Below are 12,657 nucleotides of genomic sequence, written 5' to 3'. Positions count from 1 at the left end.
GCGTTTATCAGCAGAAACTATTTCTAATAAAATTACATTTTTATCTTCGATAGAAATTTCGTAAAATCTATAATCTATTTTTGGTTCTAGTAGCCTCAAAAGCCAGTTTTCTAGATTTTCATTACCTCTTTTCTCCATTGACGGCTTAAAAGTAGTCCCTATAATTTCGTGAGTTTTGTCATCTATACCCCATATTACATATGCGTTGGGTTTATTATTTAAAGCGGCTGAATTTGATAGAGCACTAATGTATTGTCCTATTAAATTTGGATCTTTATTATCTTGCTTAAATTCAAGCCATTCAGTCTCATTAGGTAATTTTATAAATTCTAGAACTAAAGATTTTATATATTCATTATCTCTAGTAAGCATTTCTACTCCTTTTCTGGTAAGCACTTCTCAAAGATAAATTTATGCTCATTTGGCAAGGCGTCGTAGATAGCATTTGCTAAATTTCTTATCTCCCAAAGGGCTGACTTTGAGCTTCTTAGAGAGATGAAATTTTGCAAGCTTCTAGCGTTTATGCTCCATGTAAGCTCGGTTTTATAGCACTCTGGCAAGCAGTATTTAACGATATCAAGGCTTTTTGTGGTTGAAGCTAAAATTTCACGTAAATTTTCAAGTGCTTTTATGCTTGCGTTATCGACCATTTCGTCATTTGTTAGCACGATAAATTTAGCCGCACGCTCAAACTGCCCTACTTCAAATTTCTCCTCTTTTTTTAGCTCTTTTAGCGTGTAGCGGGTTGATTTGACGCTTAGACTTGCTATGCGGTGGCGGGCTAGCTCCTGAAGTAGTGCGCGCGAGATGCCTTGGATGTAGAAGTTGTAGTAAAGATGCTCTAGCGTTGATGCGTGTTTAAATTTATTACCCACCCTATCTATCAGCTCGACGTCTTTTTCGCCGCCATTGTCGCCTTTGTTAAAGCTTTGCCAGCATGTGCGGATCGCGTGAGAGCAGATATTTAGCGGAGTGTGATTTAGAAGTGTTACTTGCATATTTTCTCTTTTTGTGAAATTTTTTAGCATTTTACAAAAAGAAGGCTGATTTTATTTGTAAATTTAAAAGGGAGCGAGCGCCCCCTTTATTATTGTTTTAGTTGAAGAAGTGTGTTTAACATCTCATCGCTTGTTGTGATCGTTTTTGAGTTTGCTTGAAAGCCTCTTTGGATGACGATAAGATCTGTTAGCGCACGGCTTAGATCGACGTTACTTGCTTCTAGTTTTGAAGCTGCGATCGTTCCTTTATCGCCAGTGCCTGCTGCACCGATGACTGCTTCGCCTGAGTTTGCAGTTTGTGAAAAGACGTTTCCGCCCTCGCTTTGAAGACCCTCGTTGTTTGTAAAGCTAGCAAGTGCAACTTGAGCTAGGCCAAAGCTTTTGCCATTTGTAAATGCACCTATGATAGTGCCAGTTTCGTCGATCTTTAAGTCGTTTAGTGTGCCACCTGTGTAGCCATCTTGTGAGATAGACTCTGTTGAAGAGTCTTTATCAAAGCTTGTTAGTCCGTTAAAATCAGTTCCCAAACCAAAATTTAAACTAACATTTTGACCACTTTGTGAGCCGTTATTAGCTGAAAATGTTATCGTAGCTGGGTGAAAACTAGCAAGTGAGCCATTTGAGTTAAATCTAACTGAGCCAGTTACAACGTTGTCTGGGCCCTCGCCTGTGTAGTTTATCTTAGCAGGCTCTGGTACTTGGATCACCATGTTCCACTCAGTTCCGCCATCTGTTGTAGTGCCTGTCTTTGCCCATTTGACACTAACTGTGTGTTTTGAGCCAAGTGAGTCAAAAATTTCTGCCGTTGAGCCGTGGCTTGACATCATTAGTTTACTACTATTTCTTAAAGCTTGACCTGGGCTTAGTGCACCATCAAGTGCTTTCATAATATTTGTAAAGCGCACATTTTCATTTATGGCAGGTGTAGCGCCTCTGGCTGGCTCTGTTAGTCCAGTTACTGTCATATAAAGCGCCTGATCAGCGATGCTGTTTGCTGGGTTTTCTAGTTGAAACTGACCTTGTTTGTTTACTGTTATTTTTACTCCATCATTTATGTCTGTATTGGGGCCAGACATTTGTACTATGGCTTTAATACCAGCTGTTTTTTGTTGCGAATCTGTAAGCGTAGGTAGACCAGCAGCTGTAGCTGCAGCGTTTGCAGCTGCTACAGCACTATCATAAGTTGTTTTATATGCTCCGGTAAGAGCAGCAGAAGCTGCTGCTGTGCTATCAGCACTTTCTATTGCTTTTATCGCATCTTTTATGCCAACGTCAGCTCCAGCTACATTTTTATTACCTTTATAATCAACAAAGTATCTTGCATCTTCTTGCATAGCAGCACGAAGATCTTCTGTTGTGGTTATTTTTCTTTCTTTTCCATCATCATACTCATGTGTGGCTGTTGTTTGTGAGCTTGTATAGACGTATTTATAGGCTGTAATAATAGTTGTATCTGCTAAATTGCCAGGATTTGGAGCGCCTGCTAGGTTGTCGCCATGATTTACTGTTAGGTGTATATTTTTTGTCTCTTTTGCAGTGCCAGAGTTGTTTCTATTGATAAGTGTTAGTTTGTTTCCCTCTGAAATTTCAGCTCTAACACCAGTTTTGTTGTATTGGGCATTGATAGCAGCTGCAACATCACTAATGTTATTTACAGTTTTTGGACCTATTCTTTCGCCATTTAAGGTTATATCCAAAGTTCGAGCTGCACCAAGTGAGCCAATATCTTGTGCAGCTCCAGCTCCAATACCGATAGTAAATTTTTGTGTTTTAGCATTTGCATAGCTTACCCATATACCTTGACCATCTCTTAGAGCTAGGCCATTTCCAAGCTCGTCAAATGTTACACCAAGATCTACGCCACGCTCTGTCAAGGCTTGTTCTTTTCTTGAGTTTGTATAGAATTTATCGTTATTTACGTCGTTTTCAATGTGTTTTTCAGTGCTAGATATAATACCATCTCCGTCATAGTCTATACCTCCTGTAACAGAGTCGAGTGAGTAGATAGGTGTGCTTCTTTGACCGATGCTGTTACCTGAGTCGAGGTTGCCTTTTATTTTAACTTCTGTTGTCGCTCTTGCTGGAGTTGTAAGACCTTCTTTGATGACGATGTTGCTTATAGGGCCTGTTGAGTCGATAGTGCCAGTCTCTTCATCTCTAGTCCAGCCTTGAACGATATAACCGCTGTTATTTACGAAGTTACCAGCCTTATCACGGACGAAATCGCCGTTTCTTGTATAGTATCTTGTCGTTCCGCCATCTGGAGAGACGACAAAGAAGCCATTTCCTTGAAGAGCAAGGTCGGTTTGCTTGTCAGTAGCTGTTAGTGTGCCTTGTGAGAAAATTCTCGTAGTTGAGTTTATGGTCGTTCCTAGACCTATTTGCATAGCGTTTTGACCGCCTAGCTGACCTTGTGGAGCAGTAGCTACTCTTGGAGTTTGGCTTAGTATATCAGCAAAATTTGCGCGGTTGTATTTAAAACCATAGGTATTGACGTTTGAGATATTGTTGCCCTCTACGTCCATGGCTATCTGGTGGGCTTGTAGGCCTGAAACACCAGACCAAAGTGATCTCATCATGAGCTTATCCTTTTTCTCGTTTTAAAATTTTTTATGATCTTTCTAAAGCAAAAGATGTTCCAAAATTTATATCGGCAAAAAATAATAGTTACTGAGGATATTTTAAATTTGGTAGATTGTATTTATAGATTGATATGATAGTGATAGTCTGTTCGCCCTCATCTATGACGAATACAACAACATATCCCTTGAAGATCAAGTCTCTTACTTGAGTATCTTTCATAGTTAGATTTTCTCTGTAAGAGTATGGTCTTTCAGGGATTTTTATGATTTCGTTTTTTAGACTATCGCGAAAGTTATATGCACGATCCTTGCTATCTTGTTTTATGAATTTTAATATCTCTTTTAAATTCTCTTTAAAATCTTGTGTAAAAAGAATTTTCATCTTAAATTTTTGCCTTCTATTATGGCATCGGTTTCAGCGATAATATCATCAAGAGTGCAATATTTAAGCTCTCCACGTCTATGTTTTGCGATAAGCTCTTTTAAATTTTGTTCATTTTCTTTATTTATATAGTAGTCGTTATAATCTACAAATTCAACCCTTGCATGAGGGTTTATTCGTTTTATCTCTTGAACCGCTTTTTGTAAAATTTGAGTGATCTGTGGTGTCTCTTCAGTAACTAGCATACCTATCATTTTTACTCCTTACATATTTTTATCTATCATATTTTATCCAAGTATCAACGCACCTACGACGCCACCGATGATTAGCGGGATGTTGAAAAATATAAATGTAGGCACACAAGTATCATATATGTGGTTGTGCTCACCATCAGCATTTAGACCGCTCGTTGGTCCAAGTGTGCTGTCGCTTGCCGGGCTTCCAGCGTCGCCTAGAGCTGCTGCTATACCAACTAGCAAGATGATAGCTGGCACGCCAAAGCCAAGACTAAGGCAAAGTGGCACGTAGATAGAGGCTAAGATAGGGATAGTACCAAAGCTAGTGCCTATGCCCATCGTGACTAAAAGTCCGATAAGTAGCATCAAAAATGCCCCGCCTATCTTGCCGCCAGATACCAAGCTAGCGTATTTTACAAGCTCGTCTATACCGCCACTCTCTCTTAAAATAGTGCCATATCCCGCAGCAACAAGCATGATAAATGCGATAAAGCCCATCATAGCAAGGCCATTATCCATGATCTTATCTACTTTTTTGTATTCGATACCTCCAAAAACAACCATTACCAAAAGTCCAAGTAGCGCGCCAAGTGGCAAGAGCGAAGTGTAAATTTGCACAACAAAGGCGACAACCGCACCAGCTAAGACTGCCCACTCTTTTTTAGTCATCTCAAGGCTTTTTGCGCGCTCGATCTCATCAAGCTCGGCTTTTTCAAATTTAGAAGTTTTATAAATCCTTTTTTTACTATAAAAAAGTATGGCTAAAATGAGCCCAACAAGCATCGACGCACCGCCGATCCACATGACTGATGAGATGTCTGAGATAGTTGTGTTTATGCCGTTGTTTGCTAACTCTTTTTTAAGGATATTGTGAAAAAGCAGACCAAAGCCAACGCTAAGGCTCACATAAGGCGCTTGCAGGCCAAATGTAAGGGCGCAAGCCACCGCACGTCTATCTATACCCATCTTATTCATAAGGGCAAGAAGTGGCGGGATCAAGATAGGTATGAAAGCTATATGAACTGGGATCAAGTTTTGAGACAAACAAGCGATAAATGCGATAGTTAGCGTAAAAATGACCTTATTTGAGCTAAGAAATTTACTCATTGCATTTATCAAAATGGCTGTTAAATTTGTATTTGCGATGGCAGCTGCGAGAGCACCTAGCAAGATATAGCTAAGCGAGGTCTCAAGGTTGCCTTGCATGCCGCTTATGAGGCTTTGCGTGGTCTCTTTTAGAGCTGTGAAAAAACTCTCAAAACCGCTTGCCAAACCACTTTCAAATCCACTAAAACCATGCTTATACATAACCCCAGCGACAAGGGCTGAGATAAGGATAGAAAGTAGGATGTTAAAGCGCAGCAAACATAGCACCGTCATCACCAAAATGCTAAAAACAACAGGGTTAAAGAGAAGCATGTGTGTCCTTTTTGTATGTTGAAAGAATTATACAAGCGTGGGGCTTATTAAATTTTAAAAAGAGTGGCTTAAGTGGGTATGTGTTAAGATTTTTGGCAAATTTTAAAAGGAAAAAGCGATGAATTTAGAGAAAATTTATAAGGACGCTGGGGCGTATTTGGAGGGGCACTTTTTGCTAAGCAGCGGTAACCACTCGCAGTTTTATCTACAAAGTGCGAAGGTGCTTGAAGACCCAGCTTTGGCGGGAAAGCTAGCAGATGAGCTTGCCGCTGTGATAGAGAAATTTGGCATTAAATTTGATAGCGTTTGCTCACCAGCACTTGGTGGAATTTTAGCTGGATATGAGCTAGCTCGCGCGGCGAAAAAGCGCTTTATATTTACAGAGCGCGTTGATAGGGTGATGAGCCTAAGGCGCGGCTTTGAAGTGAAAAAGGGCGAGAAATTTATAGTTTGTGAAGACATCATAACAACTGGCGGCTCAGCACTTGAAGCGGCCCACGTGATAGAGAGCCTTGGTGGCGAAGTGGTTGGCTTTGCGGCACTTGCAAATCGTGGCTTTTGTAAGGTTGCAAATTTAGGCAATGAAGCTAAGGCAAATGCAAAACTGCCAAGCGACAAGCCATTTTTTGCTTTAGGAAATTTTGAGTTTGAAATTTATGAGCCTGAGCACTGTCCGCTTTGTAAGAGTGGTAGCAAGGCTATTAAGCCTGGAAGCAGAGGCAACTAAATTTTATAAAATTTATCGCTCAAAGCTTAAAATAATAATATTTATAACTTATTCGTTATTTTGGGCTTTGAGTAAATTCTTTCATCAAATTTTCTCTTTTTTTCTTAAATTTTAAAAGTTAATTTATAATTAAGATTTAAATGTATAAAATGGCACGCAATTTTTAGGAGATCCCAAAATGCAAGGATGTGTGCTATGAAAATATCTACAAAGATAATTCTCACTTTTGTTTTTTCAGTTTTACTTGTCAGCTGTTTGCTCATCTTTTTAAATAGCAAATTTTCAAGCGATCTAACTCAGTTTTTCACCCATAAGTCCTACGACGAGCTGGTAAATGCCAGAAAAGAAAATTTAAAAGATGACGTCGAGACGATCAATCAAATGATGCGTGAAATTTACAATGGCGGCAAAGAAAAAGGGCTAAGTGACGATGAGATAAAAAAAGAAATTTTTAGAGTCGTCTCAAAGCTAAAATTCTTTAGCGATAAAACTGGCTATATCTTCATCTACGACTACGACGGCGTTGTTTTGATGCACCCTGAAAAGCCATCACTTGTGGGTAAAAATTTGATCGGACTAAAAGATCCAAAAGGGCTACTTCTTATAAAAGAGCTCATCCAAAAGGCTAAACAAGGTGGCGGATTTGTCACATTTGGCTGGGCGAAAAAAGAGGGCGAGGAGCCAGTGGAGAAGCTTGGCTACGCTGCAAATTTTGAGCCATATAAGTGGATGCTAGGAAGCGGCGTATATGTCGATGACTTGGCGGACGAGATAGAAAAGACAAAGGTCGTGTTAAACGAGCAAAACAGCCAAAATACAAAAACCTTTATCATCGCTTGCGCCCTGATCACGGTTGTTTTGATAGCTATCGTGCTATTTATCTTAAGTAGGGCTATCATCAGACCTATAAAAAATATCGTTGCAAATTTAACCGAGATGTCAGATGAGATAAAAAGTGGCAAGGGCGATCTTACTAAAAAGCTTGAAGTTAGTGGCAAAGATGAAATTTCAAACATCAAAAGCTCGATAAATGACCTAACAAGCGAGCTAAGATCTGTTATAGAAAGTGTTAAAGGCTTAGCGCATGAGAACTCATCTATCGCCGAGCAACTCTCTTCAACCTCAGCTCAAACTACAAATTTAACCAACAAATCTTCGCTAATCGTCACAGATACGACAAACATGGCAAAAACCATGTCAGAAGAGATAAAGAGCTCATTTGAAGAGGCTAAGAAGAGCAAAGAAAATCTTGAAAGGACCTGTCTATATATAAATGAGGTCTCAAACGATGTTTTGGGACTTAGCAAAAATGTAGATGAGGCTGCAAATAGTGAAATTTCACTCGCTAGCTCGATGAAAAGCCTAGCTGATCAAGCTAAAAATGTAAAAGATGTCTTAAATATCATCGACGACATCGCTGATCAGACAAATTTACTTGCCCTAAATGCCGCCATAGAAGCAGCGCGTGCAGGTGAGCATGGACGTGGCTTTGCAGTCGTGGCTGATGAGGTTAGGCAGCTAGCAGAGCGCACGCAAAATAGCCTAAGCGAGATAAATGCAACTATAAATTTAATCGTTGAAGCGATCTCAAACTCAAGCCAAACCATCGGCGATAACGCTAAAAAAGCTGGCGAGCTTTGTAAAAAATCAGCCCAAATCAATGAAAAAATAGAAAATATGAATCAGCTAATGAACGAGAGCGTTAGCTTAAATGAGACCTCTACGAAGGACTATTTAGAGACTGGACATAAGGTCGAAGAGCTGATAAAAGGCATCGTAAATATCGATGAAATTTCAAAACAAAACTCAAAAAGCATGGATGAAATTTCAGTCGCAGCCGCTCACCTATCTAAAATGACAGAAAATCTTAACCAAAGCCTTTCACATTTTAGAACATGATAAAGATATAAATTTAGCCAACCAGCTTGGCTAAATTTACCCCTGCTAAATTTATTATTTGTGACAAATTTTAAGCCAAAGCGTGATAATATCGAGCAAAAAAATGGGATCATATGCAAGAGAGTGATATTTTAGACGTTTTGTCAAATAAAAAAGTCCTTTGCCTAGAAGACGAAGAGGCGATATTAAAAAACATTTGCGCATCGCTTGAGCTATTTTTTGCTGAGGTGACAGGCGTGCAAGACGGCTCTGAGGCGCTTGAGCTCGCACTAAGCGACGCCTATGATGTTTTGGTGCTTGATATAAGCGTGCCAAATATCGACGGGCTAGATGTTGCCAAAAAAGTAAGAGCTGTCAATCAAAAAATCCCTATCGTAATACTTTCAAGCCACGTCGAGCAGGACTATTTGTGGCGAGCAGTTGAGCTAAAGATCACAAGATATCTTGCAAAGCCATACGATAAAAAGTCTTTCATAAAAGCGCTTGAGGATGTCGCTATGGAGCTTGTGGGACGCACTCCGACGGTTAAGATCGCTGATGATATAGAGTATGACTTTAGCAAAAAGGCACTTTATGTAAATGGTCAAATTTCTCATCTAAGCAAGAGTGAGAGCCGTCTTTTTGAGTATTTTATAAACAATAAAAATAAAACCATCACTTATGAGCAGATATTTGACTACATCTGGGAGTACGAGCAGCCTACAAAAGAGGCGATAAAGACCATCGTAAAAGAGCTTAGAAGAAAGCTAGGCAAAGATGTGATCAAAAATTTATATGGTATAGGCTATCTTTGTGAAATATAAATTTCAGCTAATCGTCGGTGCTTTCATCTTTGTATACTTGCTAGTATCAGCACTTGTGCTAAATTTTTACAACGACCTAGCGATGAAAGACGCCAAAAGAGAGGCGCATTATGTGCTTGAGAGTATAAATTCTGTAAGAGAGTACATCTCAGGCGTGCAACGCCCGCTGATCGAACAGCTAAAGCAAGAGGGCATTTTAAAAGAGGATTTTTTTGACGAAAGACTTCTATCATCTTCATATATAAGCCGTGAAATTTACAATATCCAAAAGCAAAAATACAACCTAGACTTCGACTACAAGCTAGTTGCTATCGCACCGCTAAATAAAGCTCACCAGCCAAATGAATTTGAAGCGAGCGTCTTGCAAGGCTTTAAAGAAAATAAATTTCAAGAATTTGTAAGGATAATAAGAGATGAAAATGGCTCACAGCTCTTTGTGGGTCTGCCTATAAAAAACCAAAGTCCAAGCTGTCTAGCCTGTCATAGCAGCGCAAATGCCCCACAACAAATGCTAGAAAAATATGGCATGGAGGGCATAGAGATCCCAGACGTGAACGAAACGGTTGCGATGATCTCGTTTAAGATACCAATTCGCGCCATTTTTACCTACCATTTGCAAGAGGTCATCGTCATAATGTGCGCTATAAGCGTCATCTTTGGACTATTTTTACTACTTGTATATAAGATGCATAGGCGTGGCGAGGAGAGTAAAAAGCAGACTGAGCAGCTCATGATACATCAAAGCCGCCTAGCCTCTATGGGCGAGATGATAGGCAATATCTCGCACCAGTGGAAGCAGCCACTAGCTCAGATAAGCTCATCTTTAATAAATTTAGAGCTTTATCAGGAGCGAAAGAAGCTTGATGAGGCAAAAATTTATGAATTTATAGAGGAAACGAGCAAGCAGATAAATTTTATGTCAGAAACTGTTGATGACTTTAAAAATTTCTTTAATCCAAAGACTTTAAAAAAAGAATTTTATGCAGATGAGGTTATAAATCAGACAATAAAGATATTAAGCGCTCTGCTAAAGAAATATCAGATAGAAGTGCAAATCGACGTGAAAGAAAATTTTGCCATATTTGCAAATTTTAATGAGATAATCCAAATTTTAATAAACATCATAAACAACGCAAAAGACGCATTTAAAAGCTCGGGCATAAAACCAAGAGTGATAAAAATATATACATTTTTACAAGACGGACGTAAAAATTTATGTATAGAAAATAATGCCGGCACTATAAAAACTCAGGTTTTAAATGTCATTTTTGAGCTACATTTTACTACAAAAGAGTCTGGTAGCGGGCTTGGGCTATATATGAGCCAACTTATCGCTAGTAAAAATAATGCCCTAATATTTGCCAGAAATACAGACAAAAATAGCGTAACATTTACAATTAGTTTCGAAAGTTTATAATTTATTAAAAATTCCCCCTATTCCCCCCTTTTTTGCTGTTAAGATTATCAGTATGAAATCATTTTGATTTTAGGCTCAAAAAATTCAAAGGAGGACACGTGAGAAATTTACACAAAGCCTTAGCCGGCTTACTCATGGGTGTTAGCATCTTCGCGTCACAGGCCTGTTGCGAAGAGCATAATATGCAGATGTCCGATAAAGCACGTGATGTTATCGCAAATCCTAAAGGCACACTGCAAAGTAGAGGTGTTATTTCCTTGCAAGACTACGTAGTAGAAGAGCAAGAGATGTATAACTGGTTGTTCAAGAACCACCCGATCTTTAAAGATTATGGTGGCAAAACGGTTGGTAAACTAAACGTTCACGACCGTGGTCTAGAGTGGCTTTCAGAAGGCCATGGCTTTGATATGTCAAAGCTTAGTAAAAGAGATGGTGGTAATGGCTATAGTTCTATGATGTATAGAATTCCAGCTACTTCATCACTTCAGTTCCCTAACAAATTTGTTGGTCCAGAAAAGTGCGGTGAGTGTCACCCAGCTCAATACGAGGTATGGAGCAGATCTCGCCACGCAACGACTATTCGTTTCCCTGGTGAGCACCCAGAGGTAAACAACAACCTTACAGAGCCTGTATTTGACAAAGATACAGCGTCTATCCTTCCAAAAGGTATCACACCAGATGTTATCTATGCAACTGTTGGTCACTTAAGAACAAAATTTGGCTACGTAGATGCTTGGATGCTTCGTGGTACATACTATGTTGATGGCGGTACATTACGTGATCGTACAGGCCAGATCGTAGCTGGTGGTAACCAATGGCAAAGAACATGGGCGTTAAATTTAGATGACGCTACTGTTAAGAAAATCAAAGAGATCGCACCAGAATTCCCTGGCACTCTTGAAGAGTACGGCGATAACGGCGGATACGTACGTGGTCTTGCTTCATACGCTGCAAAACACAAAAAGTCAATGTTCTTCCAAGCAAACTCATCATATTGTGAAGTTTGCCACCCAGTTAAATTTGACTTCAAAACTAAAGAAGAGTTCTATGCAGCTTTAGGTAATCCTAAAGAGCTTCAAAAACACACTATCTCAAAAGGCGTAAGCTGTGAGGAGTGTCACGGAGCTGGCGGTCACCTTGATGGCGCTACAAACTTTAGAACATCAAACTGCGAACGCTGCCACCAAAGATTTAACTTCAGCCCAGACTTAATGCGTGCTAACCCATTAAACAACGGCAAGCTTGATCTATCATTAAGCTCTAAATTTAAATCAATGGGACCAGGATGTGGTTCTGAGGGCTCACAATCATACTTTACAGCTCACTATGACAAAGGTATGAGATGCGTTACTTGCCACGATCCACACGACAACACAGGTCCAGTTGTAGGCGATAAAAATATCAAAGGTATGAACTATAACTCAGAGCAAGGCTACTTGAGTGCGTTATATACAAAACCTAAACTCAAAAAAGAGTGTAAAGATTGCCACGAAACTCAAGCATATATAGCATCTAAAGCAGATACACACAAAGATAACACTTGTGCATCTTGCCACATGCCATTTATGATGAGCTGCGAGAACTTCTACGCTATCCAGTTCCAAGACAATGCTGGATTTGATACTCAAAGAAGATCTCACATTTGGAAAATCATGGTTTCTCCAGATAAAAAATCTCTATTGCCTGGCGACGCTGCTAAAGGTCCAAGAGACGGAAAAGATTGGCACTTCGATAGAGATAAAAAAGGACATAACTACGTTGACTTAATGTGGGCATGCGCTAGAACATCTTGGGCTGATAAAGATATGCAAGATACTAAAGGCTGCCACAGCCCAGTACTATCTGAGCTAAAACCAACACTTCACTTCAAAAACCAAAAACAAGTTTATGATGAAGTTATGGGATGGCAAACTCCAGTGAAAACTCAGTTCTCTGAAGTTAAAGTTGGTATCGAAGGTCTTTATACATTACTTGAGACTAAAAAACTTGAGTCAAGCGATAAAGCAAGAGTTTACGAGCTAATCCAAAGTGCTCAAGAAGTAATCGATATGGTTGAGAAAGATGGTTCGTGGGGTATGCACGGATTTAAATTCACTAAACAAAAACTCGATGCTTCTAAAGAGTATATAAAAGAAGCTCAGAGAATTCTAAACAAAAATTTATAGCATTTAGGGGCTAGTTTTAGCCCCTTTAA

The 12,657-nt window shown here is 39.5% G+C and carries 11 protein-coding genes; 5 read left to right on the top strand and 6 right to left on the bottom strand.

Translation table 11 applies throughout. The features are described from left to right. The 6 genes from Q0296_RS01160 to Q0296_RS01135 all read right to left on the bottom strand — a co-directional run. Window positions 1-372: helix-turn-helix domain-containing protein (locus Q0296_RS01160; RefSeq protein WP_298035747.1), on the bottom strand; the 372-nt coding region annotated here is incomplete at its 3' end. A gap of 2 nt (window positions 373-374) precedes the next feature. Next, on the bottom strand, window positions 375-998 hold the full coding sequence (gene thyX, locus Q0296_RS01155; protein ID WP_298035746.1) for an FAD-dependent thymidylate synthase: 624 nt from the start codon (window positions 996-998) through the stop codon (window positions 375-377). An 89-nt stretch (window positions 999-1,087) separates the two neighbouring features. Beyond that, window positions 1,088-3,577 (bottom strand): flagellar hook protein FlgE, encoded by a 2,490-nt coding sequence (gene flgE, locus Q0296_RS01150; RefSeq protein ID WP_298035745.1) that lies wholly within the window; start codon window positions 3,575-3,577, stop codon window positions 1,088-1,090. Window positions 3,578-3,665: 88 nt separating this feature from the next. Continuing rightward, window positions 3,666-3,962: a type II toxin-antitoxin system RelE/ParE family toxin gene (locus Q0296_RS01145; RefSeq protein ID WP_298035743.1), complete on the bottom strand. Its 297-nt coding sequence runs from the start codon at window positions 3,960-3,962 to the stop codon at window positions 3,666-3,668. After that, on the bottom strand, window positions 3,959-4,216 hold the full coding sequence (locus tag Q0296_RS01140; RefSeq protein WP_298035741.1) for a hypothetical protein: 258 nt from the start codon (window positions 4,214-4,216) through the stop codon (window positions 3,959-3,961). Before Q0296_RS01140 ends, Q0296_RS01145 begins: the two co-directional genes overlap by 4 nt. A 33-nt stretch (window positions 4,217-4,249) precedes the next feature. Then, complete coding sequence (locus Q0296_RS01135; RefSeq protein ID WP_298035740.1) at window positions 4,250-5,617, bottom strand: Na+/H+ antiporter NhaC family protein; 1,368 nt, start codon at window positions 5,615-5,617, stop codon at window positions 4,250-4,252. A gap of 118 nt (window positions 5,618-5,735) precedes the next feature. On the opposite strand from Q0296_RS01135, the gene pyrE reads away from it, so the two are divergent. From pyrE to Q0296_RS01110, 5 genes are all read left to right on the top strand, one after another. Continuing rightward, on the top strand, window positions 5,736-6,344 hold the full coding sequence (pyrE, locus tag Q0296_RS01130; RefSeq protein WP_298035738.1) for an orotate phosphoribosyltransferase: 609 nt from the start codon (window positions 5,736-5,738) through the stop codon (window positions 6,342-6,344). A 195-nt stretch (window positions 6,345-6,539) separates the two neighbouring features. Further along, window positions 6,540-8,243, top strand: coding sequence for a methyl-accepting chemotaxis protein (locus Q0296_RS01125; protein ID WP_298035736.1), 1,704 nt, complete (start codon window positions 6,540-6,542; stop codon window positions 8,241-8,243). 113 nt (window positions 8,244-8,356) lie between these two features. Further along, entirely contained in the window at window positions 8,357-9,046 is a 690-nt protein-coding gene (locus Q0296_RS01120) for a response regulator transcription factor (RefSeq protein WP_298035734.1), read from the top strand. After that, entirely contained in the window at window positions 9,036-10,463 is a 1,428-nt protein-coding gene (locus Q0296_RS01115; RefSeq protein ID WP_298035733.1) for a DUF3365 domain-containing protein, read from the top strand. Before Q0296_RS01120 ends, Q0296_RS01115 begins: the two co-directional genes overlap by 11 nt. Window positions 10,464-10,561: 98 nt before the next feature. Continuing rightward, the gene (locus Q0296_RS01110; protein WP_298035732.1) at window positions 10,562-12,628 is read left to right on the top strand and encodes a cytochrome C; all 2,067 of its coding nucleotides are present in this window, start codon (window positions 10,562-10,564) and stop codon (window positions 12,626-12,628) included. The last annotated feature ends 29 nt before the right edge of the window (window positions 12,629-12,657 follow it).

The sequence above is a fragment of the uncultured Campylobacter sp. genome (assembly GCF_937890585.1).
In the GTDB taxonomy this organism is placed as follows: Bacteria; Campylobacterota; Campylobacteria; order Campylobacterales; family Campylobacteraceae; genus Campylobacter_A.
Note: the sequence above shows the minus strand (reverse complement) of the source record. Positions and strands in the feature narration are given on the sequence as shown.

Bases quoted from the DNA above. Each gene is read 5' to 3' on its own strand.
- thyX (WP_298035746.1), bottom strand. From the start codon at position 998: ATGCAAGTAACACTTCTAAATCACACTCCGCTAAATATCTGCTCTCAC.
- flgE (WP_298035745.1), bottom strand. From the start codon at position 3,577: ATGATGAGATCACTTTGGTCTGGTGTTTCAGGCCTACAAGCCCACCAG.
- Q0296_RS01145 (WP_298035743.1), bottom strand. From the start codon at position 3,962: ATGAAAATTCTTTTTACACAAGATTTTAAAGAGAATTTAAAAGAGATA.
- Q0296_RS01140 (WP_298035741.1), bottom strand. From the start codon at position 4,216: ATGATAGGTATGCTAGTTACTGAAGAGACACCACAGATCACTCAAATT.
- Q0296_RS01135 (WP_298035740.1), bottom strand. From the start codon at position 5,617: ATGCTTCTCTTTAACCCTGTTGTTTTTAGCATTTTGGTGATGACGGTG.
- pyrE (WP_298035738.1), top strand. From the start codon at position 5,736: ATGAATTTAGAGAAAATTTATAAGGACGCTGGGGCGTATTTGGAGGGG.
- Q0296_RS01125 (WP_298035736.1), top strand. From the start codon at position 6,540: ATGAAAATATCTACAAAGATAATTCTCACTTTTGTTTTTTCAGTTTTA.
- Q0296_RS01120 (WP_298035734.1), top strand. From the start codon at position 8,357: ATGCAAGAGAGTGATATTTTAGACGTTTTGTCAAATAAAAAAGTCCTT.